Origin of the sequence: Geodermatophilus bullaregiensis (genome assembly GCF_016907675.1) — a bacterium.
Classification (GTDB): domain Bacteria; phylum Actinomycetota; class Actinomycetes; order Mycobacteriales; family Geodermatophilaceae; genus Geodermatophilus; species Geodermatophilus bullaregiensis.
This window is the reverse complement of sequence record NZ_JAFBCJ010000001.1, coordinates 2,819,538-2,841,583: the sequence shown is the minus strand read 5'-3', so window position 1 is coordinate 2,841,583 and position 22,046 is coordinate 2,819,538. Positions and strand designations below refer to the sequence as shown.

Here is a 22,046-nt window from a genome sequence, read left to right as displayed (position 1 = left end):
TGCCACCTAGGCTCGGCAGCCGTGACGCCGCTGGACCTCACCGACCCGGCCGTCGTCGCCGACCCCTACCCGGCCTTCGCGCACGCCCGGACGCGGGCACCGGTGCAGTGGCACGAGGAGCTGGGCCTGTGGCTGGCGTTCACCCACGCGGAGAGCAACGCCGTGCTGCGCGACCGGCGGCTGGGCCGGATCTGGCGGGACCGGGAGCCGGCCGAGCGCTTCGGCAGCTTCAACCTGATCCACCGCAACGCGATCCTCGAGATGGAGCCGCCCGACCACACCCGGCTGCGGCGCCTGGTGAGCGCCGCCTTCGCCCGCGGGCACGTCGAGCGGCTGCGGCCGTGGGTGCAGGCGTACGCGCGGGACCTGGTCGACGGCCTCGTCGAGCGCTCCGCCGGTGGGCAGCCGGTCGACGTCCTGTCGGGGATGGCCGAGGAGCTCCCGGTCGGCGTCATCGCCGAGCTGCTCGGGGTGCCGCAGGCCGACCGGCCGCTGCTGCGGCCGTGGTCCAACGCGATCGTGAAGATGTACGAGTACGGCCGGACGGCGGAGGTCGAGGACGCCGCCGAGCGCGCGGCCGCGGAGTTCGTCGCCCACCTGCGCGGGCTGGCCGCCGAGCGGCGCCGCGCGCCGGGCGAGGACCTGCTCACCCACCTGGTCACCGTGCGCGACGCCGAGGGCGACCGGCTCACCGAGGACGAGCTGGTCACCACCTGCATCCTGCTACTCAACGCCGGCCACGAGGCGACGGTCAACGTCAGCGGGAACGGCCTGCTGGCGCTGCTCGAGCACCCGGACCAGCTGCGGCGGTTGCGCGAGGACCCCGGCCTGCTGCCGACGGCGATCGAGGAGCTCATGCGCTTCGACTCGCCGCTGCAGCTGTTCGAGCGCACCGCCACCGCGGACGTCGAGGTCGGCGGCGTGACCGTGCGCCAGGGGCAGAAGGTCGCGGCCCTGCTCGGGTCCGCCAACCGCGACCCCGCCGTCTTCGCCGACCCCGACACCCTCGACGTCGGCCGCACCGACAACCCGCACGTCTCCTTCGGCGCCGGCGTGCACTTCTGCATCGGCGCCCCGCTGGCCCGCGTCGAGCTGCAGGCGTCCTTCGGCGCGCTGCTGGCGCGGACGTCGTCCATCGAGCCGGCCGCCCCGGCACGGCGCCGTCCGGAGTTCGTCATCCGCGGCCTGGCCGAGCTGCCCGTCGTCCTGAACCGGTAGTGGCCGACGTCGCCGACGTGCTCGGCCGGCTGCGCGGGCTGGCCGACCCGGCACGGCTGGAGGGGATGGCCCGCCACGGCGTCGGCGGCGCGGACGTGCTGGGCGTGACGGTCGCCGAGCTGCGCGCGCTGGCGGAGGAGCTGGGCCGCTCGCACGAGCTCGCCGCGGGGCTGTGGCGCTCCGGCGTCCACGAGGCCCGCATCCTGGCCGGCCTGGTCGAGGAACCGGCAGCGGTGGACGAGCGGCAGCTCGACGAGTGGACGGCCGGGTTCGACTCGTGGGACGTGTGCGACCAGGTGTGCCAGAACCTGGTCCGGCACACCCCGTTCGCCTGGGCCCGGGCGCTGGCGTGGAGCGGGCGTCCGGAGCCGTTCGTCAAGCGGGCCGGGTTCGCCGTCATGGCCGGGCTCGCGGTGGCGGACAGGGGGTCGGACGACGACCGGTTCGAGCCGTTCCTGCGCGCGGTCGCCGAGCGGGCGGACGACGACCGGCCGGTCGTCCGCAAGGGCGTGAGCTGGGCGCTGCGGCAGATGGGCAAGCGCAGCCCCGGCCTGCACGCCCGCGCCGTGCAGACGGCGCAGGGGCTGAGGTCGGGGGGCCGGGGCGCCCGCTGGGTGGGTGCCGACGTCCTGCGGGAGCTCGAACGACGGCGCCCCGCTGGAGAGTGAGCGGCGTCACTGGCACGATGCGGCCATGCGCGGCCTCATGCAGGACTTCCCTCTCACCATCGACGCGATCTTCCGGCACGTCGAGCAGCACTACGGCGACGGGACGATCGTCACCGGCAGCCCGACCGGCCCGGTGCGCAGCAACTACGCCGAGTGGGCCGACCGCACCCGCCGGCTCGGCGGCGTCCTCGACACGCTGGGCATCAGCGCCGACGGCCGGGTGGGCACGTTCGGCTGGAACAGCCAGCGCCACCTCGAGCTGTACTTCGCCGCGCCGTCCAGCGGTCGCGTGCTGCACACCCTCAACATCCGGCTGTTCCCCGAGCAGCTGACCTACATCGCCAACCACGCCGAGGACGAGGTCGTCTTCGTCGACCGCACGGTGCTGCCGCTGTTCTGGCCGCTGGTCGACACGATGAAGACCGTCCGGCACGTCGTGGTCATGGACGACGGCGGGGACAACGAGATCCCCGACGACCCCCGCGTCTCGGACTACGAGGTGCTGCTCGCCGAGGCGTCCCCGGTCGACTTCCACGTCACCGACGAGAACAGCGCCGCCTCGATGTGCTACACGTCGGGCACCACCGGCAACCCCAAGGGCGTCGTCTACTCGCACCGCTCGACGTTCCTGCACACGATGGGCGTGCTGATGCCCAACGCCTTCGGGCTGGGCATCCGCGACGTCGCCATGCCGGTCGTGCCGATGTTCCACGCCAACGCCTGGGGCATCGCCCAGGCCGCCCCGGCCGCGGGCGCCTCGCTGGTCATGCCCGGCCCGATGATGCAGCCCGAGGCGCTGGCGAAGCTCATCGTGGAGGAGGGCGTCACCTTCACCGCCGGCGTCCCGACCATCTGGCAGGGCGTGCTGCCGCACCTGGCCGGCAAGCCGCACAAGCTGCGCGACATCGGCTGCGGCGGGTCCGCGGTGCCCAAGGCGCTGTCGGAGGCCTACCGCGAGCAGGTGGGCCTGCCGATCCTGCAGGCCTGGGGCATGACCGAGACCCACCCGGTCGCCTCCTCGGGCATCCTGCCGCCCCGCTTCGACGACCTCGACGACGAGGGCAAGGCCGCGCAGCGCGCCCGCGCCGGCATCCCGTTCCTCGGCGTGGAGGCCCGCATCGTCGACGCCGACTCCCTCGAGCCGCAGCCGTGGGACGACAAGGCCACCGGCGAGCTGCAGGTCCGCGGCCCGTGGTGCGCGCAGGACTACTACAACCCCGACGCCGGCGTGGAGCTGACCACCGAGGACGGCTGGATGCGCACCGGCGACGTCGCGGCGATGGACGCCTTCGGCTCCATCCGCATCGCCGACCGCACCAAGGACCTCATCAAGTCCGGCGGCGAGTGGATCAGCTCGGTCGACCTCGAGAACGCGATCATGAGCCACCCGAAGGTCAAGGAGGCCGCCGTCGTCGGCATCCCGCACCCCAAGTGGGACGAGCGGCCGCTGGCCTGCGTCGTCCTCCGGGAGGGCGAGACGATGACGGAGGAGGAGGTCCTCGACCACCTCCGGCCACAGGTGGCGAAGTGGTGGATGCCCGACGCCGTCGAGTTCATCGACGAGGTGCCCAAGACCAGCGTCGGCAAGTTCTCCAAGAAGGACCTGCGCAACCGCTTCGCGGACCACCCGGTCAGCCAGTAGCGGAGACCGTCCCGGGGACGCGGGGTCTCAGACGACGGTCGGGGGCCGGCCGGTCTCGCTCACCAGGGGCCGGCCGGCCGCCTCCCACTCGCCCATCCCGCCGCCGACGTTCACCGCGTCGTAGCCGTTGTGGTTGAGCCAGGCGGCCACCCGCGCCGAGCGGCCACCGCTGCGGCAGACGACGTAGAGCGGGTCGGCCTCGGGGACCTCGTCGAGCCGCGCCGGGACGTCGCCCATCGGGATGTGGGTGGCGCCCTCGGCGTGGCCGGCGACCCACTCCCCGTCCTCGCGGACGTCGAGCAGCACGGCGTCCTCGGGCACCTCGGCGGCGGGCACGGTCGGCACCTGCTGGGGCATCACGTCCCCATCCTCGCAGCCCGGCAGGCGCGCGCCACCCCTCGTGCGGGCTGGGAGGATGGACGGCGATGTCCGCTCCCCCCGCGCCCCCGGTCCGCGAGCCGGCCTGGTCGGTGTCCCGCTCGGCGATCTGGCTCTGGGTCACCGAGGGCGTGATCGGCACGCTCGTCTACGGCGCCCTCGTGGCGGTCGCGGTGCTGGCCGTGCCGACGTCGGCGGGCGGCCCGGTGCCCGTGCTGCGCTGGCTGCTGCCCACCCTCGTCGCCGTCTACGCGGTGGTGGCCATCGGCGTCCGGCCGTGGATCCGCTACCGGGTGCACCGCTGGGAGGTCACCGCGGAGACGGTGCACGCCCTCACCGGCTGGCTGACCCGCACCTGGACGCTGGTGCCGGTCGCGCGCATCCAGACCGTCGACGTCACCCGCGGCGTCCTCCAGCAGATGTACGGCCTGGCCAGCGTCGCGGTGCTCACCGCCTCCTCGCAGGGCACCGTGCGGGTGCCGCACCTGGAGATCGCGGTCGCCGAGCGGGTGGCCGACGACCTCGCCCGCCGGGCCGAGCAGGTCCGCGACGAGGCCACGTGACCGCTCCCGGCACGCCACTGCCCCCCGCCCCGGTGAGCGCCCCGCCGCCCGCGGCCCGCCGCAGCTCGCCGCTCGTCGTGCTGGTGCACACGGTGACGTTCCGGCAGGCCCGGCAGGTGGTGCCCGCGGCGATCCCGATCATCGCCGCGGTCGGGCCCGACGGCCCGGGGGTGGTCGTCGCCCTGGTCGGGGTGGTGACGGCACTGTCGCTGCTGTTCGCCGCGCTGTCGTGGTGGCGGACCACCTACGCCGACACCCCGGCGGCGGTCGTGGTCACCCGCGGCCTGCTCGCCCGCTCGGTGCGCACGGTGCCCAACGACCGCATCCGCGGCGTGGAGGTCGAGGCGCCCGTGCTGCACCGCCTCTTCGGCCTGGTGCGGGTGCGCGTCGACGCCGCCGCCGGGTCGATGACCGGCGGTGACGAGGAGGTCGTCGTCGACGGCGTCCCGCGCGCCGAGGGCGACCGGCTGCGGGCCTCGGTCCTCACCCACCGGCGGTCGGCCGGGAGGGGCGGAACGGACCCGTCCGCCGCGGTCCTGCCGGAGGAGGCGCCGGCCGAGGTGGAGCTGGCCCGCTTCTCCCCGCGCTGGCTGCTCTACGCGCCGCTGGTGGCCGGCTACCTCGCGGTGCCGCTGGCCGCGGTCGGCGCGCTGTCCCGGCTGCTGCAGGAGCTGCCGCGCGGCCTGCAGCCCGACCTCACCGGCCCCGACCTGTCCGACGCCCGCGTCCTCGCCGTCGCCGTCGTCGCCGCGCTGCTGCTGCTCGCCGCGGGGGCCGTCCTGGGCGCCGCGGTGGTCAACTGGGGTTTCCGGCTGGTGCGCCGCGGGGGCTCGCTGGTCGCCGTCCGCGGGCTGGTCACCCGCCGGCACACCGAGCTCGAGGTCGACCGCGTCCGCGGCGGCACGCTGGCGGAGGGACTGGGCATGCGCCTGGTGCGCGCCGCCCGCGTCAACGCGCTGGTCACCGGGCTGGGCGCGGCCAACCGCCGGGGGCAGGTGCTCCCGCTCGGGCCGCGCGTGGAGGCCGTGCGGCTGCTGGGGGTGCTGGTCGACGACCCCGGCCCGCTGCGCCCGCACCCCCCGGCCGCCCGGCGCCGGCGGCTGGCCCGCGCGGTGGGCTCGGGCCTGGTCGTGACGGCGGCCGGTGCGGCGCTGACCGCGGCCACCGGCTGGTGGGGGCTGCTGGCAGCCGGCGTGGTCCTCACCGTCCTGGGCGTGCCGCTCGGGCTCGGGCGGTACGCGGCACTCGGCCACGCGGTCGGGCCGCGGTCGTTCACCGTGCGCAGCGGGCTGCTGGTACGGGAGCAGGCCGTGCTGCAGCGGCGGGCCGTCGTCGGCTGGCAGGTCCGGCAGAGCGTCGTCCAGCGGCGCGCGGGCCTGGCCACCGTCGTGGCCTGCGTCGGCGCCGGTGTGGGCGGCTACGCGGCGGTGGACATGGCCGCCGCCGACGTCGGCCTGTTCACCCAGGCGGCGTCGGGCCGGTGGGCCACCGCGCCCGGCGGCGAGGGCACCGTCCCCGCGGGCTGACCGCCGCTGGCCCGTCGGGGCCAGATCAACGGAACTGGAGCGTGTCGATCTCCGGGCCGGGTAGCGGGCCCGCGATGCCGACCGCTCCGCGGCGCGTCCGCCGCTCAGCCCGGCCCGCCGGTCCCCTTCCCCAGGCCGACGCGGCCGGCGAGCGCCGCGGCCTCGACGCGGGTGGCCACCCCGAGGCTGCGCAGCAGCGCGGCCACCAGCCGCTTGGCGGTGCGCTCGGAGACGTGCAGCGTGGTGGCGATGTCGACGGTGCTCGTGCCGTCGGCCACCAGCCGCCACAGCCGCCGCTCGTCGCTGGTCAGCCGGTCGGCGACGGTCTGCTCACCGGTCGGCGCGGCCTCGTCGAGCAGCTGGCGCAGCAGCGACTCGGGGACCACCGACCAGCCGTCCAGCACCGCCAGCAGCGGGCGGACCAGCGTCTCGGGATCGGCGGTCTTGGGCAGGAAGCCGGCCGCCCCGGCCCGGAGCGCCTCCAGGGCGGCGTCGGCCTCGGCCAGCCCGGAGAGGGCCACGACCCGCACCATCGGGTCGGCCCGGCGGATCGCCGCGATCGCCCGGACGCCGCCCGGCGGCGGCATGTGCAGGTCCACGACGGCGACGTCGGCGTGGTGGCGGCGCACCAGCGCCGCGGCGGCCGACGCGTCGTCGGTGGTGGCCACGACGCGCACCCGGCCCTCGCTCACCCCCGGGAGCAGCAGGGACAGCCCCCGGCTGAACAACGGGTGGTCGTCGACGACGACCACGTCCACGTGCGTCTGGCGCTGAGCCCCGGCGTCGGTCGACCCCACGACCCTCCTCGTCCGGCCCGTCGCGCCCGGCGGAGCTGGCCGAGTGCACCCAGGAGGTGCCCGTGACCCTGGCTCCCGACACCCCCGCAGCCGACCGGCCCGGCGGACTGCTCACCGACCTGGCCCGCGTGCTGCGCACCCACCTCGCCCGCGGACCCCGCCCCGAGCAGGAACCGCAGCCCACACCCGAGAGCGCGCTCCTGCGGGCGATGTGCCACGACATGCGCAGCCCGCTGGCCTCGCTCGAGGCCGTGCTGCGGACGCTGGACCCCTCCGCGCCCGACCCCGCGGCCGGGCGCGGTGAGTTGCTCGACCTGGCCCGCGCGCAGACCGCCCACCTGTCCTCGATGCTGCGTACCGCCGACGCGAGTGGCGGTGCGGTGCGCCGCGGCCCGTCCCGGAGGCTGCTCGGCGACGTCCTCCGCGCCTCGGCGGCCGCCGCCGGCCTGCCCGCGGACCGGCTCACGGTGGCGGTGCAGGACTGCGCCTCCGACGTGACCGTGGGCGACGCCCGGGTGCAGCGGATCCTCACCAACCTGCTCGAGAACGCCCACCGGCACGGCGACGGCGCCCCGGTGCTGCTGACGGCGACCTGCCGGGGCGGCCTCGTCCGCCTGGCGCTCACGCAGGACGTCGCCCGTCCCGAGCGGGTGGTGCAGTACCTCCGCGACGACACCCCGCCGGTCGACCTGACCGGCCTGGGCCTGTGGTCGGTGCAGCGGCACGCCCGCGACCTCGGGGGCCGGGTGTCCTGGGCGGTGAGCGACGCCGGCCTGACGCTGACGGTCACCCTCCCCGACCGCTGAGGATGGCCTGGGGGGGCCACGGGACGGCACGGGTGGGCCACCGGGCGCGGGCAGATCCGGGGTGTCACCGCAGCAGGCGGTGGCCGCGACGACAGCGCAGCGCCCGCCGTACCCGACTCCCCGAGGGAGAGCCCGTGTTCACCCACACCCACGCCCTGCAGTACGAGGCCAAGCCCGACGGCCCCGACCCGGACTTCGCCCGCAAGATGCAGGAGATCCTCGGCGGTCAGTGGGGCGAGATGACCGTCGCCACCCAGTACCTGCTGCAGGGCTGGAACTGCCGGCTGCCCGGCAAGTACAAGGACATGCTCCTCTCGATCGGCACCGAGGAGCTGGCCCACGTCGAGATGATCATCACGATGATCGACCGGCTGCTCGACCACGCGCCGCTCAAGCCCGACTCGGCCGACCGCACCAAGGAGGCCGCCGCCGGCTACGGGCAGCACAACCCGCAACACCTGATCGTCAACGGCCAGGCGGCGTCCTACATGGACAGCATGGGCAACCCGTGGACCGGCGCGTACGTGACCGCCAGCGGCAACCTCATGGCGGACTTCTACTACAACGCGACGGCGGAGATGCAGGGCCGGCTGCAGGTGGCCCGCATCTACAACATGACCGACGACCCGGGCGTCAAGGACATGCTCCGCTTCCTCATCACCCGCGACCACATGCACCAGCAGCAGTGGCTGGCCGCGGTGGAGCAGCTCAAGGAGGACGGCCTCGAGGGGCTGCCCGTGCCCGAGGCCTTCCCGCTCGACGAGGAGGTCGGCGACCTGGGCTACACCTTCATCCAGGCCTCCGACGGCCCCGAGGCCGCCAACGGCCGCTGGGCCTCCGGTCCCTCGATCGACGGGCGCAGCCAGTTCCGTGCCGCGGCGATCGAGGCCACGGCCGACGGCCCGACGCTGCCCCCGGGCGACCCGCGGCTCTACAGCACGCCGCAGACCGAGGCGCACACGCTGCTGCAGAAGGCCAAGGACCTCCTGAAGTGAGGCACTGACCCTCGCCCACCCGCGCCGTCGCCGCGCCGGTGGCCGGGCTCCCGCAGCCCGGCCGCCGGCCCGGCGGGCGCCTCCCCCGGAGGTCCCCGTGCACCTGCCCGTCCCCGCCGTCCTGCTCACCGCCGTCTACGCCGCGGCCGTCGCCGTCGCCGTGGCCACGACCGTCACCGCTCCCGGACCGCAGACCCTGGCCGGTCTGGTCGTCCTCGCCGCCCTGGTCGCCCGCTGGGCCGTGCGCCGCTCGCGCCGGACCGTCCCGACCACCGCCGCCGCCGTCCGCGCTGTCGACGCGGCGCTCCCCACCGAGGCCGCGCTGGTCCCCGAGGCCCCGGCTCCCGCCGTCCGCACCGCCTGAGACCGCCGCGCCGCCGCGCCGCCGCGCGACGATCAGGGGACCTGATCGTCGCGCGTCCTCCCCGACGTCCCACGGTCAGGGAGGACGCGCTGCGGTGAGGGAGGACGCGCCCGGACCGGCGACCGCGCCCGGCCGTCGAACGCGCCAGGCGCGCGCCCCGGTGGGGGACGCGCGCCTGGCGACGTGCTGGAACCGGCCCCTGCGCAGGGCCCCGCCGCGAGCGTGCGAGCGGTGGGGGGCGCAGGGGTCCTTCCTCAGTGCTGGACGGCCTTCTCCGCCCCGATGCCGGTGAGGGAGCGCACCTCGAGCTCGGCGTTCTTGTCGAGGTCGGGCTTCTCCTTGGACAGGATCGTGCCGAGCCAGCCGAGGAAGAACGACAGCGGGATCGACACGATGCCGGGGTTGTTCAGCGGGAACCAGTGGAAGTCCACGTCCTGGAACAGCGACGGGGACAGGCCCGTGGCCGGGTTGACCGGCGCACCCGACACGACCGGCGAGAAGATGATCAGCACGAGGCAGGTGATCAGCCCGCCGTACATCGACCACAGCGCGCCCTGGGTGGTGAACCGCTTCCAGAACAGCGTGTAGAGGATGGTCGGCAGGTTGGCCGACGCCGCGACGGCGAAGGCCAGCGCCACCAGGAAGGCGATGTTCAGCCCGGCCTGCAGCGCCAGGATGCCCAGGCCGATCGAGATCGCGCCGATCACGACGGCGGTGATGCGGGCGACCCGCACCTCGCCGTTGGGCGACACCTGCCCCTTCTTGATCACCGACGCGTAGACGTCGTGCGCGAAGGAGGCCGACGCGGTGATCGTCAGGCCGGCGACCACCGCGAGGATCGTGGCGAACGCGACGCCGGCGATGATGCCGAGCAGCACCGTGCCGCCCAGCTCGAAGGCGAGCAGCGGGGCGGCGGAGTTGACCGCACCGGGGGCGCCGAGGATGGTCTCCGGCCCGACCAGTGCGCCGGCGCCGTAGCCGATCACCAGGCTGAACAGGTAGAAGATGCCGATCAGCCAGATCGCCCAGACCACCGAGCGGCGGGCGTCCTTCGCCGTCGGCACGGTGTAGAAGCGCATCAGCACGTGCGGCAGGCCCGCCGTCCCGAAGACCAGGGCCAGCGCCAGCGAGATGAAGTCGAGCTGGGAGATGCTGGTCGCGCCGTACTGCGCACCCGGCGCGAGGACGTCGCGGCCCTCCACGGCGTTGGCCACCGAGTCGCCGAGCAGCGCCGAGAGGTTGAAGCCGTACAGCGCCAGGACCCAGAGCGTCATCACCAGCGCGCCGGCGATGAGCAGCGTGGCCTTGATGATCTGCACGTACGTGGTGCCGCGCATGCCGCCGACCAGCACGTAGACGATCATCAGCGCGCCGACCAGGACGACGACCAGCGCCTGCGCGGCCTCACCGGTGACGCCCAGCAGCAGCGTGACCAGACCGCCGGCGCCGGCCATCTGCGCCAGCAGGTAGAACAGCGAGACCGCCAGCGTCGAGATCGCCGCGGCCGTGCGCACCGGGCCCTGCCGCATCCGGAAGGCCAGGACGTCGGCCATTGTGTACCGGGCCGTGTTGCGCATGAGCTCGGCGACCAGCAGCAGCGCCACCAGCCAGGCGACGAGGAAGCCGATCGAGTAGAGGAAGCCGTCGTACCCGTAGACGGCGATGGCCCCGGCGATGCCGAGGAACGACGCCGCCGAGAGGTAGTCGCCGGCGATGGCCAGACCGTTCTGGGTGCCGCTGATGTTGCGGCCGGCCGCGTAGTAGTCGGCGGCGCTGGTGTTGTTCCGGCTGGCCCGGAAGGTGATCACCAGCGTGATCAGGACGAAGACGCCGAAGATCGAGATGTTGACGGCCGGGCTGCCGATGGTCGCGTCGGCGGCGAGGAGTTCGTCAGGCACGCGTGGCCCCCTTGCCGAGGTCCGCGCCAGTGGTGCCGGTGCCCGCGGAGGTCCCGTGGCGACCGGCGGCGTACTCGTGGTGCTCGAGCCGCTCGCGCATCTCGTCGGCGATCGGGTCCGTGCGCCGGTTGGCGTGCGCCACGTAGAGGTGGGTGATCACGAACGTCGAGACGAACTGCGCCAGCCCCAGCAGGATGCCGAGGTTGACGTTGCCGAAGACCCGGGTCGCCATGAAGTCCGGGGCGTAGGTCGAGAGCAGGACGTAGAGCAGGTACCAGGCCAGGAAGGCCACCGTCATCGGGAACGCGAAGCGGCGGAAGCGCCGTCGCAACTCGGTGAACTCCGGTGAGTCCTGCGCCTGCCGGTACTCCTCCGGCGTCAGCAGCCGCCGCTCGGCGGGTGGTGTCACGGGTCGCTCCCTCGTCGTCGTGGACGTGTGTCGAACTGTTGCCATGGTGAGCGGAGTCACTATAGGGCGCCGAGTCGTCCGATTGTGCACAACGGGATGAATACGTGACCTGACCTTCCACCAGGCGTAACGCCGCGGTAGCGCACCGGCGCTGCAATGGGTCATGGGCACGACGGGGACGACGACCGCACGGTCGACGGGCTGGTTCCCGGTGGCGCGCGCCACCGAGGTCGGGACGACGCCGGTGCCGGTGGGCGCCGCCGGTCGCGCGTACGTCGTCGTCCGGCTGCGGCCGGGCGCGGAGGTCAGCGCCTTCCCGGCCCGCTGTCCGCACCGGCTGGTGCCGCTGGCGGCGGCCACCGTCGTCGAGGGCCGCCTGCAGTGCCCGTACCACGGCTGGCGGTTCGACGGCGAGGGCCGCTGCGTCGACGTCCCCTCCCTCGGTCCCGACGGGACGGCGCCGCCACGGGCGGACCTCTCCGTGCCGTGGGCGGTGGAGGAGCGGCACGGGTGGGTCTGGCTGGCGCCCGAGCGCACCGCCGCCACCCTGCCGGCGACACCTGCGGGCGACCCGCTGCCGGAGCCGGCGCCGGACCCCGAGCCGCCGGCGGGACCGGTGTTCGGCAACCTCGACCCCTCGCTCGAGCACGCCTGGCACCCGGTCGCGCTCGCCCGTGAGCTGCGCCCGGGCGGCTGGCTGCAGGTCCGGCTGCTCGGGCGCACCTGGTCGCTCCGCCGCACGCGGGAGGGCTTGTCCGCCGACCCGCCGGCGTGGGGCGTGCGCGAGCGGTTCGGCGTCGTCTGGCTGGCGCCGGCCGAGCCGCGCGACGTCCCCCTGGAGCTGCCCGAGGACGAGGACCGGAGGTTCGTCCGCGGCTGGCTCCCGCCCACCCGCTCACCGGGCCCCGCCGGGCCGCTGGCCGACGGCTTCCTCGACGTCGCGCACGCCCCGTTCGTGCACGCGGCCACCTGGGGTGCGGGCGGGCGGGTGGAGGTCCCCGCCCCCGACGTCGCCCCGGAGCCGGGCGGGTTCACCAGCGTGCAGGAGCCGTGGTCGGACGACGTCGGGGACCCCGGGGAGCGACCGCCGCGGCAGCGGGCCACCTACGTGTACCGGGCGCCGTTCCAGCTGCGGCTGCGGCTGGACCTCCTCGACTCGGGGGCGGCGACGACGATCCTGTTCCTGCTGCAGCCCGAGGACCCCGACTCCACGCGCGTCTACACCTGCCTGCTGCTGTCGGCCGGACCCGGGCGGCCGCTGCCCTCCCCCGACGCCGTGGCCGTGGCCGTCGCCGCCGAGCAGCGGGTGCTCGCCGAGGACCTCGAGCTGCAGGCGCAGATGGCCAGCACCGGCCTGCCGCTGACCCTGCGCGACGAGCTGCACGTGCGCGCGGACCGGCCGGGTGTGGCGCTGCGCCGCGCCCTGGCCGACTTCGCCGCCGCCCGCTGAGGCGCGCCACGATCAGGTGACCTGATCGTGGGCCGTCCTCCCCGACCGCCCACGGTGAGGGAGGACGCGCTGCGGTGAGGGAGGACGCGCGGCGGGGCGGTGGGACGACGGCGGTGCGGTCCGTGCTCAGTCGACGGCGAGCTCCTCGCCGCACGCGGCGCAGCGGGTCGGCGGGTCCTCGTCGGCGAGACGACCGCAGGCCGGGCAGACCCGGTGCAGCCAGCACGCCGGGTCACCGCCGCCCCCGCCCCCGCCCTCGTGCACGGCGGGCCGGACGTCGTCGGCCGGGACCGGCGTCGGGGCCGCCGCGACACGGCCGGCGGCCGCGGTGAACTCGCCGAGCGCCGCCAGCACCGCGTCCCGGCGGTCGCCGGGCACCTCGGCCAGGACGGCCCGCAGCTCGGTCAGCCGCAGCCGGTCGTAGCGGTCGAGCAGGTCCTCGCCGGCCGGGGTGAGCCGCAGACTGACCGATCGCCGGCTGGCCGGGGAGGGACGGCGGTCGGCCAGGCCCGCGGTGACCAGGCGGTCGACGAGCCGGCTGGTCGTCGAGACGCTCCCGCCCACCCCCCGGGCGAGCTCGGCCAGCGACGCGTCGGGACGCTCGTGCAGCACGGTCAGGGCGCGCAGCTGCACCAGCGAGACCCCGCCGAGCCGGGCTGCCGCGCGGGTGGACACCCCGACGGCGGTGCGGACCAGCCCGAGCAGCACGTCGTCCACCCCGACCTCCTCGGTGTTGCATCACGGCAACAGTTGGCATCGCTCAAGAGCAGGGGGTAACCGTACGGCACCGCTGCCCGATGCCGAGGAGGACGAGCACGTCCCGCACGCCCCACCGCCGTCGCGCCCGGCTGGCCGCGCCGGCCGCTCTGGCCCTGGCCCTGCCCGTCTGCGCCGCGGAGGAGCCGCTGTCGGTCCCCGGACCCGAGGTCCGAGGCGGGGCGGTGGGCCCGGACGAGGCGGTCACCGGCGACCTGTCGGTGCTGCAGGTCCAGGTCGAGTACCCGCTGGACGGGGTCCACGAGGAGAGCGAGGACGCCCGGCTCTTCCTGGGCATCGCCAACAGCGGTCCCACCGAGGACGTGCTGGTCGACGTCACCGGGCCCTTCGCCGAGGCCGTCGACGGGGACGGCGGGGACTTCGCGATCCCCGTGGCCGCGGACGACAACGTCTACGTCGGCGCGGAGGGCGCCCCGACGATCACCCTCACCGGCCTGGAGCGGTCGCTGCGCTCGTCCCAGTCGATCCCGGTCACGTTCACCTTCGAGCAGGCCGGCGAGGTGACGATCGACGCCGTGGTCGCCGCCGAGGGGCAGGACCCGACGCCGCCCTTCGACTCCCCCGACCCCGCCGAGGACCCGACGCCGTGACCGCCGCCTCACCCGCGCTCCCGGCCGCCCTCCGGCCGCGACTGGGATGCTGGTGGGCGTGCCGTCCCCCGCTCAGCCCCCCGGCCGGGTCCGCCGCGCCGCCCTGACCGCCGCCGCCGTCGCCCTGCCCGCGGGCTGGATCGCCCGTGCCGCCTGGGGACTCCCGACCGCCATCGGCGCCGGCCGGCGCGAGCTCCGGCCGACCGTGGCCGGGTCGCCCCAGTGGTCGGAGGGCCGGTTCCACAACACCCTGCCCACCCCGTCGGTGCCGCCGCCCAACGCCCGGCGCGGCCTGCTGCGGCAGTGGCACGACGACCGGCACGTCGGGCTGCCCGCGCGGCCCATCCCGCTGGCCCGGCCGGAGCTGCCCGCCCAGCCCGGGGAGCTCGCCGTCACCTGGTTCGGGCACTCGAGCGCGCTGCTCGAGGTCGACGGCGCGCGCGTGCTGGTCGACCCGGTGTGGGCGCACCGCGTCTCGCCGTCGCCGGTGTTCGGGCCGACCCGGCTGCACGAGCCGCCGGTGCCGCTGGAGACCCTCCCGCGGGTCGACGCGATCCTGGTCAGCCACGACCACTACGACCACCTCGACCTGCCCACGGTGCGGGCGCTCGTCGAGCAGCAGGACGCGCCGTTCGTCGTGCCGCTCGGGGTGGGCGTCCACCTGCGGCACTGGGGCGTCCCCGAGGACCGCGTCGTCGAGCTGGACTGGGACGGCGCCACCCGGGTCGGCGACCTCACCGTCACGTGCACCGAGGCGCGGCACTTCTCCGGCCGGTACCTCACCCGCGACACCACGCTGTGGTCGTCGTGGGTGGTGGCCGGGCCGCGGCACCGCGTCTTCTTCGGCGGCGACACCGGGTACACGCCGGCCTTCGCCGGGATCGGCGCCCGGCTGGGCCCCTTCGACCTCGCCCTGCTGCCGATCGGCGCCTACAACGAGGCGTGGCGGACCATCCACATGGACCCCGAGGAGGCGGTGCGCGCGCACGGCGACCTCGGCGGCCGCGTGCTGCTGCCGGTCCACTGGGCCACCTTCAACCTGGCCTTCCACCGCTGGGCCGAGCCGGTGCAGCGGCTGCTGGCCGCCGCGGAGCGCTCCGGCGTCCAGGTGGTCGTGCCGCGGCCGGGGCAGCGGGTCGACGTCCTCGCCCCGCCCCCGCTGGAGGACTGGTGGACCGCCGTCGGGTCCGCCGAGGCCGGCACCGTGGACGACGGCGGTTCCGGCAGCGCGGCGATCGCCCGCCTGGCGGCCTGGCGGGCCTCCCGCGCAGCACGCTGAGCGTCGGCCCTCCTGCGGGGTGGGGGGCAGGAGGGGCGCCCTCAGCGCAGGAGCTTCGACATCCGCCGGTCGGCCAGCGGCTTGCCGCCGGTCTGGCAGGTCGGGCAGTACTGCAGCGAGGTGTCGGCGAAGCTGACCTCGCGGACGGTGTCGCCGCACACCGGGCACGGCAGGCCGGTGCGCGCGTGCACCTGCAGCCCGGAGCGCTTCTCGCCCGTGAGCGTGGCCGCCCGCTGCCCGACCTGGCGCTCGAGGGCGTCGGTGAGCGTGGCCCGCACCGCGTCGTGCAGCCGGACCAGCTCGGCGTCGGTGAGCTTGTCGGCCGTCTTGAACGGCGAGAGACGGGCGGTGTGCAGGATCTCGTCGGAGTAGGCGTTGCCGATGCCGGCGATCAGCGTCTGGTCGGTGAGGGCGCCCTTGAGCTGGCCGGACCGCCCGGCCATCAGCCGGGCGAGGGTCTCCCGGTCGACGGCGAGGGCGTCGGGACCCAGCCGGGCGATGCCGGGGACGTCGGCCGGCGTCCGGACGACGTAGACCGCCAGGCCCTTGCGGGTCCCCTGCTCGGTGAGGTCGAAGCCGTTGCCGTCGTCGAGGTGCACGCGCAGCGCCAGCGGCCCCCTGCCCGGCTTGGGCGGCGCGGCCGGCAGGCCGGTGCGCCAGTGCAGCCACCCGGCGCGGGCCAGGTGCACCACCAGGTGCAGCCCGGAGACGTCGAGGTCGAGGAACTTGCCCAGCCGCGCGGCGCCGGTGACCTCCAGGCCGGCCAGCGCCGACAGCGGCGGGTCGAAGGTCTTGATCGCCTGGACGGCGGCCAGGTCGGCGCGCGCGACCACGCGGCCGACGGCGTTCTCGCGGAGGAACGCCGCCAGCGCCTCCACCTCGGGCAACTCGGGCACGCGGCCATGATCCCCGCCGCGCCCGCGCCCCGCCCTCCCCGATCGGGTGGAGCCGCCGCGCCGGCGGCACGGACGGCGGCGCGGCCCCGCCTTGCCCCGGGCGCCCGCCGTGCCTAGCGTCCGGGCCAGTCGTCGTGGGGGAGGCTCGGACATGACCGAGAGCGCGCAGGGCCGGCCGCCGGTGGACGAGACCCGTCCGTCGGCGCCCGAGCAGGACCAGGGCGGCGGACCGTCGGTCCCGACCGACAGCGGCGTCGGCGTGGGCCTCGGCGAGGCCGACACCTTCGAGCCGGAGGAGTCGGGACCGGCCGAGCCGGAGACGGAGTAGCCCTGCCGGTCCCCGACGGGACCGGCGGGGACCTCAGTCGATCAGCCCCGTCCGGTCGGTGACCTCCACGGTCGCGCCGGGCTCGGTGCGGGCCTGCTCGGCGACGGCGGCGGCGACGGCGGGCGTGACCGCCGGGTCGAACACGCTCGGGATGATGTAGTTGGCGTTGAGCTGGTCGTCGCGGACCACGGCCCCGAGCGCCTCGGCCGCCGCCAGCAGCATCCCGTCGCTGATCTCCGTGGCCCGGGCGTCGAGCAGGCCGCGGAAGACGCCGGGGAAGGCCAGCACGTTGTTGATCTGGTTGGGCAGGTCCGACCGGCCCGAGGCCACGACGGCGGCGTGCTGCCGCGCCCGCACCGGGTCGACCTCCGGCGTGGGGTTGGCCATCGGGAAGACCACCGCCCGCTCGGCCATGCCCGCCAGCGCCTCGACCGGCAGCACGTTGCCCGCGCTCACGCCGATGAAGACGTCGGCGCCGACCAGCGCGTCGGGCAGCTCGCCGCGCACGCACGCGGGGTTCGTCAGCTCGGCCAGCGACCGCTTGGCCGGGGACAGCCGGTCGTCGTCGGGCGAGAGGACGCCCTCGCGGTCCCACACCAGCACCTGTCCGGCGCCGGCCTCCAGCAGCAGGTGCACGATCGCCGTCCCGGCCGCGCCGGCCCCGGCGACGACGATCCGCACGTCCGGCAGCTGCTTGTCGACCACCCGCAGGGCGTTGCGCAGCGCGGCCAGCGCCACGATCGCCGTCCCGTGCTGGTCGTCGTGGAAGACCGGGATGTCGAGCTTCTCGCGCAGCCGGGCCTCGATCTCGAAGCAGCGCGGCGCGGCGATGTCCTCGAGGTTGATCCCGCCGAAGCCGGGGGCCAGCAGCTCGACGGTGCGCACGATCTCGTCGACGTCCTGGGTGTCGAGGCAGATCGGCCAGGCGTCGATGTCGGCGAACCGCTTGAACAAGGCCGCCTTGCCCTCCATCACCGGCAGGGCCGCGCCCGGTCCGAGGTCGCCGAGGCCGAGGACCGCCGACCCGTCGGTGACGACGGCGACGGTGTTGCCCTTGATGGTCAGCCGGCGCACGTCCTCGGGGTGCTCGGCCAGCGCCAGGCAGACCCGCGCCACACCCGGCGTGTAGGCCATCGAGAGGTCGTCGCGGGTGCGCAGCGGGACCTTCGAGGCCACCTCGAGCTTGCCGCCCAGGTGCAGCAGGAACGTGCGATCGCTGACCTTGCGCACGGTCACGCCGGAGACGGCGCGCAGCGCGGCGACCATCTCCTCGGAGTGCGTGGCGTCGGCGGCCGAGCAGGTGACGTCGACGGTCAGCCCGTCGGACCGCGACTCGACGACGTCGATCGCGGTCACCGCCCCGCCGGCCTGGCCCACCGCGGTGGCGATGCGGCCGATGCTGGCCGGGTCGCCGTCGGCGGTGAGCCGGACGGTGATCGAGTAGGACGCCGAGGTGACCGGCCCGCGGGGCACGGCGGCCGGGTCGCCCGGTGACGCGTCGCCGCTGGCAGGTGCGGGGCCGGTGCTCGTGACGGTGCTCACGGGTTCCCATCCTGCCCTGGGCACGTCCCGGCGGCGTGGTTGCGGTCACAGTGTTCGCGCACGGTGCGGCGCAACGCCCCGGTCAGGGACCCGCGGACCGGCCGGTCCCTGACCCCCGGCCGGGGTCGGGTGGTGCTCGTCACGACCCTGTTCCTGGCGGCGCTGATGGCGGTCGCCTTCCTGCTCGCCGCGCTGACCAACGCCTGAGCGGGTCTCCGGCGCTCAGCCCGCGGAGCGCGCGGCGCCGGCCTCGGCGCGGGCCTTGATCCCGGCGCAGAACTGGCGGAACGAGGGGTTGAGGTCGGGTGTGGCACGCTCGGTCACCCAGGCCAGCGGGCCGGTCTGGTCCTCGCGGATGGTCAGCACCGTCGAGCCGTCCTCCTGCGCGTCGAGGCCGTACGTGCGCTCGATGACCGCCAGCCCGAGCGGCAGGCCGGCGCGCCAGCGCATCGCCTCCCGCGGCCGGAGCTCGGTCACGGTGACCGTGAACGGCCGGCTGCGGATCATGGTCGCGTAGAGGGTGAGCCGCTCGCCGAGGGCGACCCGGCCCTCGACCCGGTCGACGCCGGAGTCCCAGTCCCGCCAGGTGCCGACGTCGACCAGGTGCCGCCAGACCTCCTCCGCGCTCGCGTCGATGCGCGTGACCGCCTCGTAGCTCCTCATCGTTCCCCTCCCGTGGGCCCGCTCCGCAGTCTGCTCCGGGTCGGCGGGCCGGGGCCAGGGTCAGCGGGCCGGGTCGGGGTCACCGGGCGGGCCGGCGCAGTCGCGGCGGCGCGGCGGCGTCGGCCCGCGCCGGCCCGGTCGCCCAGGCCACCAGCCCGGCGACGTCGAGACCGTGCGGCGGCGCGCCCGCGTAGGGCGCCACGTTGCCCGCCCCCCGCTCCAGCAGCCGGGCCGCGCCCCGGGCGTTGCCGCGGGCGGCGTGGGTCAACCCCACGGCCAGCTGGGCCAGCCCGCGCCACAGCTGCCGCTCGGGCTCCGGCGCGGCCTTCCAGGCGTCCTCCAGCACCTCGTGGGCGTGGAAGGGGCGGCCGGCGTCGAGCAGCCGCTGGGCCTCGGCCAGCGCCTCGTCCGGCGTCCGCGGCACGCCCTCCGGCGCCCGCTCCTCCCCCTGCGCACCGTGCGGCAGCGGCCGGCCCAGCGCGTCGCGCGGGCGGGCGTTGCGCGCCCGCCCCTCGGCGTCCCGGTCGCGGAGGGGATCCACCCGGTGATCCTCTCCCGAACACCTCGGGACGGCACGGGACCGGCCGCCGGCGGGGGTTGTCAGCGGCGCCGTGACGTGCATTGATGGAGACGAGGACGGCCCCGCACGAGGAGTCGCCCCCGCACCGACCCGCGGTCGACGTCGACCGGTCCGGACCTGGAGGGGGTGGACCCGTGGCGCCTGCCGTGGAGGAGCGCACGGTGCTCGACCTGGACGCCGCCGTCACCGCCGTCACCGCCGCCGCGCTGCGGCCGGGACCCCTGGGCAGGGTCGGGCTGGAGCTCGAGGCGCACCTGGTCGACCTCGACACCCCCGCCGCCCGCGTGCCCTGGGCCCGGGTGACCGCCGTCCTGGAGTCGCTGCCGGCGCTGCCCGGCGGCAGCCGGGTGACCCTGGAGCCCGGCGGGCAGGTGGAGCTGTCCGGGCCGCCGGCGCCGGACGCGGGCGGCGCGGTCGCCGCGCTGCGCGCCGACCGCGCCGTCGTCGCCACCGTCCTGGCCGGCGCCGGGCTGGGCCTGGCCCCGGTGGGCGCCGACCCGCTGCGGCCACCGGCGCGGGTGTGCCCGGCGCCGCGCTACCGGGCCATGGAGCGGCACTTCGCCGCCGTCGGCTGCGGCGGGCCCGGGACGGCGATGATGACCGCCACCGCGTCCCTGCAGGTCAACCTGGACGCCGGCCCGCCCGGCGGGTGGAGCCGCCGGGTGGCGCTGGCCCACCAGCTCGGCCCGGTGCTGGTGGCCGTGTCGGCCTACTCCCCCCTGCTCGGCGGGTCGGCCACCGGCTGGCGCTCGTCGCGGCAGCGCGTGTGGGGCGCGCTGGACCAGGCCCGCTGCGGCCCCCTGCTCGGCGGCGCCGACCCGGCCGGTGAGTGGGCGGCCTACGCCCTCTCCGCGCCCGTGATGCTCGTGCGCGACCCCGACACCGGCGCGGCCGAGCCCGTCCTCACCCGCACCACCTTCGCCGACTGGGTGACCGGCGCGGCTCCGCTGGCCGGACGCCGGCCGACGGCGGCCGACCTCGAGTACCACCTGTCCACGCTGTTCCCCCCGGTGCGCCCCCGCGGCTACCTGGAGATCCGCTACCTCGACGCCACCCCCGAGCCCTGGTGGCCGGCGCTGGCCGCGGTCACCGCCGCGCTGCTCGACGACCCGGTGGCCGCCGACGCCGCGGCCGACGTCACCGCCCCGGTCGCCGGCGCCTGGGACCGCGCCGCCCGTGACGGGCTGGCCGACGCCGGCCTGCGGACGGCGGCGCTGCGCTGCCTGGCCGCCGCCCTCCCCGCCGTCGCGGCGACCCTGCGGCCGGCGGTGGAGGCGCTGGCCGAGCTCGCCGCCGCCGGCCGCTGCCCCGGGGACGCCCTGCTCGCCGCCGCCCGCGCCGGCGGCCCGGAGGCCGCCCTCCTGTCCGCCACCGAGACCCCGGAGGTGTCCCCGTGACCGCTCTGCGCGAGCAGCTGGCCCGGGAGCTGGAGGCCGCCCGGCAGCGGACCCTGCTGCTGACCGACCACGACGACCCCGACCTGCTGCGCCAGCACAGCCCGCTGATGAGCCCGCTGGTGTGGGACCTCGCGCACGTGGGCCAGCAGGAGGACCTGTGGCTGCTGCGCCGCGGCGACGGCCGCCGCCCGGGACTGCTGCCGCCGTCGGTCGAGGCGCTCTACGACGCCTTCACCTACCCGCGCGCCGTCCGCGACCGGCTGCCGCTGCTGCCGCCGGTGGAGGCCCGGGCGTTCTGCCGGGAGGTCCGCGGCCGGGTGCTCGACCGGCTCGACTCGTCCGGCGCGGACGACGACCCGTTCGACGTCGCGATGGTCGTCAGCCACGAGCAGCAGCACGACGAGACGATGCTGCAGACCCTCCAGCTGCGCGTGGGCCCACCGCTGCTCGGCGAGGGCACCCCGCTGCCGCCCGGCCGGCCGGGGGTGGCCGGGACGTCGGTGCTCGTCCCCGGCGGCCCCTTCGTGCTGGGCGTGGACGCCGAGGACGAGCCCTTCTCGCTGGACAACGAGCGGCCGGCGCACGTCGTCGACGTCCCCGCCTTCCGCATCGGCCGGGTGCCGGTGACCAACGCCGAGTACGCGGCCTTCGTCGCCGACGGCGGCTACGACACCCCGCGCTGGTGGTCCGACCGCGGCTGGGCCCACCGGCAGGAGGCCGGCCTGGAGCGGCCGCTGTACTGGGGTCCCGACGGCACGGTGCGCACCCGCTTCGGCGTCCTCGAGCAGCTGCCGCCCGACGAGCCGGTGCAGCACGTCACGTTCTTCGAGGCCGAGGCCTACGCCGCCTGGGCGGGGGCCCGGCTGCCCACCGAGGCCGAGTGGGAGAAGGCCGCCGTCTGGGACCCGGCCACCGGCCGCCGGCGGCGCTGGCCGTGGGGGTCGGCCGACCCGACGCCGGCGCTGGCCAACCTGGACGGGACGGCGCTGCGGCCCGCCCCCGTGGGCGCCTACCCGGCCGGCGCCTCGGCCTGCGGGGCCGAGCAGATGGTGGGTGACGTCTGGGAGTGGACGTCGTCGGGCTTCGAGCCGTGGCCGGGGTTCACGCCGATGCTCTACGCCGACTACTCCGCGCCCTTCTTCGGCGGCGACTACCGGGTGCTGCGCGGCGGGGCGTGGTCGGTGGCGAGCTCGATCCTGCGGCCGAGCTTCCGCAACTGGGACCACCCCGTGCGCCGGCAGGTCTTCAGCGGCGTCCGGCTGGCCTGGTCGGTGGACTGA

At 76.0% G+C, this 22,046-nt stretch carries 24 protein-coding genes; 15 read left to right on the top strand and 9 right to left on the bottom strand.

From position 1 onward, the window contains the following. Positions 1–21: 21 nt before the first annotated feature. Genes JOD57_RS13460 through JOD57_RS13450 form a run of 3 tightly spaced genes read left to right on the top strand, consistent with a single transcriptional unit; the run spans position 22 to position 3,528 of the window. Positions 22–1,218, top strand: a complete 1,197-nt coding sequence (locus tag JOD57_RS13460) for a cytochrome P450 (RefSeq protein WP_204692485.1) — start codon at positions 22–24, stop codon at positions 1,216–1,218. Beyond that, positions 1,218–1,886 (top strand): DNA alkylation repair protein, encoded by a 669-nt coding sequence (locus JOD57_RS13455; protein WP_204692484.1) that lies wholly within the window; start codon positions 1,218–1,220, stop codon positions 1,884–1,886. The genes JOD57_RS13460 and JOD57_RS13455 overlap by 1 nt, the downstream gene beginning before the upstream one ends. Positions 1,887–1,911: 25 nt before the next feature. Further along, positions 1,912–3,528: a long-chain fatty acid--CoA ligase gene (locus tag JOD57_RS13450; protein ID WP_204692483.1), complete on the top strand. Its 1,617-nt coding sequence runs from the start codon at positions 1,912–1,914 to the stop codon at positions 3,526–3,528. 27 nt (positions 3,529–3,555) lie between these two features. On the opposite strand, the gene JOD57_RS13445 is transcribed toward JOD57_RS13450, so the two are convergent. Beyond that, positions 3,556–3,885 (bottom strand): rhodanese-like domain-containing protein, encoded by a 330-nt coding sequence (locus JOD57_RS13445; RefSeq protein WP_204692482.1) that lies wholly within the window; start codon positions 3,883–3,885, stop codon positions 3,556–3,558. Positions 3,886–3,953: 68 nt separating this feature from the next. On the opposite strand from JOD57_RS13445, the gene JOD57_RS13440 reads away from it, so the two are divergent. Then, a complete protein-coding gene (locus JOD57_RS13440) occupies positions 3,954–4,469 on the top strand; it encodes a PH domain-containing protein (RefSeq protein ID WP_204692481.1) in 516 nt (171 codons plus the stop codon). Next, entirely contained in the window at positions 4,466–5,995 is a 1,530-nt protein-coding gene (locus tag JOD57_RS13435) for a PH domain-containing protein (RefSeq protein WP_307824668.1), read from the top strand. The genes JOD57_RS13440 and JOD57_RS13435 overlap by 4 nt, the downstream gene beginning before the upstream one ends. 104 nt (positions 5,996–6,099) lie before the next feature. On the opposite strand, the gene JOD57_RS13430 is transcribed toward JOD57_RS13435, so the two are convergent. Next, entirely contained in the window at positions 6,100–6,792 is a 693-nt protein-coding gene (locus JOD57_RS13430; RefSeq protein ID WP_307824667.1) for a response regulator, read from the bottom strand. Between the two features lie 62 nt (positions 6,793–6,854). Between JOD57_RS13430 and JOD57_RS13425 the strand changes: the two genes are divergently transcribed. The 3 genes from JOD57_RS13425 (at position 6,855) to JOD57_RS13415 (ending at position 8,957) form a co-directional block, all read left to right on the top strand. Continuing rightward, positions 6,855–7,598, top strand: coding sequence for a sensor histidine kinase (locus JOD57_RS13425; RefSeq protein ID WP_204692480.1), 744 nt, complete (start codon positions 6,855–6,857; stop codon positions 7,596–7,598). A gap of 134 nt (positions 7,599–7,732) precedes the next feature. Beyond that, positions 7,733–8,593, top strand: a complete 861-nt coding sequence (locus tag JOD57_RS13420; protein WP_204692479.1) for a manganese catalase — start codon at positions 7,733–7,735, stop codon at positions 8,591–8,593. Positions 8,594–8,690: 97 nt separating this feature from the next. Beyond that, complete coding sequence (locus tag JOD57_RS13415) at positions 8,691–8,957, top strand: hypothetical protein (RefSeq protein WP_204692478.1); 267 nt, start codon at positions 8,691–8,693, stop codon at positions 8,955–8,957. Between the two features lie 254 nt (positions 8,958–9,211). On the opposite strand, the gene JOD57_RS13410 is transcribed toward JOD57_RS13415, so the two are convergent. Both JOD57_RS13410 and JOD57_RS13405 read right to left on the bottom strand, forming a co-directional pair. After that, positions 9,212–10,855: a monocarboxylic acid transporter gene (locus tag JOD57_RS13410; protein ID WP_204692477.1), complete on the bottom strand. Its 1,644-nt coding sequence runs from the start codon at positions 10,853–10,855 to the stop codon at positions 9,212–9,214. After that, positions 10,848–11,264 carry a DUF485 domain-containing protein gene (locus JOD57_RS13405; protein WP_307824666.1) on the bottom strand — a complete coding sequence of 139 codons (417 nt, stop codon included), beginning with the start codon at positions 11,262–11,264 and terminating at the stop codon, positions 10,848–10,850. Before JOD57_RS13405 ends, JOD57_RS13410 begins: the two co-directional genes overlap by 8 nt. Before the next feature lie 163 nt (positions 11,265–11,427). On the opposite strand from JOD57_RS13405, the gene JOD57_RS13400 reads away from it, so the two are divergent. Then, positions 11,428–12,714: a Rieske 2Fe-2S domain-containing protein gene (locus JOD57_RS13400; protein WP_204692476.1), complete on the top strand. Its 1,287-nt coding sequence runs from the start codon at positions 11,428–11,430 to the stop codon at positions 12,712–12,714. A 126-nt stretch (positions 12,715–12,840) separates the two neighbouring features. On the opposite strand, the gene JOD57_RS13395 is transcribed toward JOD57_RS13400, so the two are convergent. Further along, on the bottom strand, positions 12,841–13,431 hold the full coding sequence (locus JOD57_RS13395) for a MarR family winged helix-turn-helix transcriptional regulator (protein WP_204692475.1): 591 nt from the start codon (positions 13,429–13,431) through the stop codon (positions 12,841–12,843). Between the two features lie 80 nt (positions 13,432–13,511). On the opposite strand from JOD57_RS13395, the gene JOD57_RS13390 reads away from it, so the two are divergent. Further along, positions 13,512–14,081, top strand: a complete 570-nt coding sequence (locus JOD57_RS13390) for a copper chaperone PCu(A)C domain-containing protein (protein ID WP_204692474.1) — start codon at positions 13,512–13,514, stop codon at positions 14,079–14,081. Between the two features lie 58 nt (positions 14,082–14,139). Beyond that, the gene (locus JOD57_RS13385) at positions 14,140–15,360 is read left to right on the top strand and encodes an MBL fold metallo-hydrolase (RefSeq protein WP_307824665.1); all 1,221 of its coding nucleotides are present in this window, start codon (positions 14,140–14,142) and stop codon (positions 15,358–15,360) included. Positions 15,361–15,401: 41 nt separating this feature from the next. On the opposite strand, the gene JOD57_RS13380 is transcribed toward JOD57_RS13385, so the two are convergent. Then, entirely contained in the window at positions 15,402–16,256 is an 855-nt protein-coding gene (locus JOD57_RS13380) for an Fpg/Nei family DNA glycosylase (RefSeq protein WP_204692472.1), read from the bottom strand. 151 nt (positions 16,257–16,407) lie between these two features. On the opposite strand from JOD57_RS13380, the gene JOD57_RS13375 reads away from it, so the two are divergent. Then, positions 16,408–16,584: a hypothetical protein gene (locus tag JOD57_RS13375; RefSeq protein WP_204692471.1), complete on the top strand. Its 177-nt coding sequence runs from the start codon at positions 16,408–16,410 to the stop codon at positions 16,582–16,584. A gap of 33 nt (positions 16,585–16,617) precedes the next feature. On the opposite strand, the gene JOD57_RS13370 is transcribed toward JOD57_RS13375, so the two are convergent. Continuing rightward, positions 16,618–18,126: an NAD-dependent malic enzyme gene (locus JOD57_RS13370; RefSeq protein ID WP_307824664.1), complete on the bottom strand. Its 1,509-nt coding sequence runs from the start codon at positions 18,124–18,126 to the stop codon at positions 16,618–16,620. 63 nt (positions 18,127–18,189) lie between these two features. Between JOD57_RS13370 and JOD57_RS13365 the strand changes: the two genes are divergently transcribed. Next, the gene (locus JOD57_RS13365; protein WP_204692470.1) at positions 18,190–18,333 is read left to right on the top strand and encodes a hypothetical protein; all 144 of its coding nucleotides are present in this window, start codon (positions 18,190–18,192) and stop codon (positions 18,331–18,333) included. 15 nt (positions 18,334–18,348) lie between these two features. Here the strand turns inward: JOD57_RS13365 and JOD57_RS13360 are convergent, their stop codons facing one another. Both JOD57_RS13360 and JOD57_RS13355 read right to left on the bottom strand, forming a co-directional pair. Further along, on the bottom strand, positions 18,349–18,789 hold the full coding sequence (locus JOD57_RS13360; RefSeq protein WP_204692469.1) for an SRPBCC domain-containing protein: 441 nt from the start codon (positions 18,787–18,789) through the stop codon (positions 18,349–18,351). A 79-nt stretch (positions 18,790–18,868) separates the two neighbouring features. Beyond that, entirely contained in the window at positions 18,869–19,330 is a 462-nt protein-coding gene (locus JOD57_RS13355; RefSeq protein WP_204692468.1) for a DUF309 domain-containing protein, read from the bottom strand. A gap of 173 nt (positions 19,331–19,503) precedes the next feature. Between JOD57_RS13355 and egtA the strand changes: the two genes are divergently transcribed. Together egtA and egtB are read left to right on the top strand one after the other, a co-directional pair. Beyond that, positions 19,504–20,766 (top strand): ergothioneine biosynthesis glutamate--cysteine ligase EgtA, encoded by a 1,263-nt coding sequence (gene egtA, locus JOD57_RS13350; protein WP_204692467.1) that lies wholly within the window; start codon positions 19,504–19,506, stop codon positions 20,764–20,766. After that, a complete protein-coding gene (gene egtB / locus JOD57_RS13345; protein WP_204692466.1) occupies positions 20,763–22,046 on the top strand; it encodes an ergothioneine biosynthesis protein EgtB in 1,284 nt (427 codons plus the stop codon). Before egtA ends, egtB begins: the two co-directional genes overlap by 4 nt.

Excerpts from the sequence above, each read along its gene's own strand:
- JOD57_RS13450 (WP_204692483.1), top strand. The coding sequence starts at position 1,912 with ATGCGCGGCCTCATGCAGGACTTCCCTCTCACCATCGACGCGATCTTC.
- JOD57_RS13445 (WP_204692482.1), bottom strand. The coding sequence starts at position 3,885 with ATGCCCCAGCAGGTGCCGACCGTGCCCGCCGCCGAGGTGCCCGAGGAC.
- JOD57_RS13440 (WP_204692481.1), top strand. The coding sequence starts at position 3,954 with ATGTCCGCTCCCCCCGCGCCCCCGGTCCGCGAGCCGGCCTGGTCGGTG.
- JOD57_RS13400 (WP_204692476.1), top strand. The coding sequence starts at position 11,428 with ATGGGCACGACGGGGACGACGACCGCACGGTCGACGGGCTGGTTCCCG.
- JOD57_RS13390 (WP_204692474.1), top strand. The coding sequence starts at position 13,512 with ATGCCGAGGAGGACGAGCACGTCCCGCACGCCCCACCGCCGTCGCGCC.
- JOD57_RS13375 (WP_204692471.1), top strand. The coding sequence starts at position 16,408 with ATGACCGAGAGCGCGCAGGGCCGGCCGCCGGTGGACGAGACCCGTCCG.
- JOD57_RS13360 (WP_204692469.1), bottom strand. The coding sequence starts at position 18,789 with ATGAGGAGCTACGAGGCGGTCACGCGCATCGACGCGAGCGCGGAGGAG.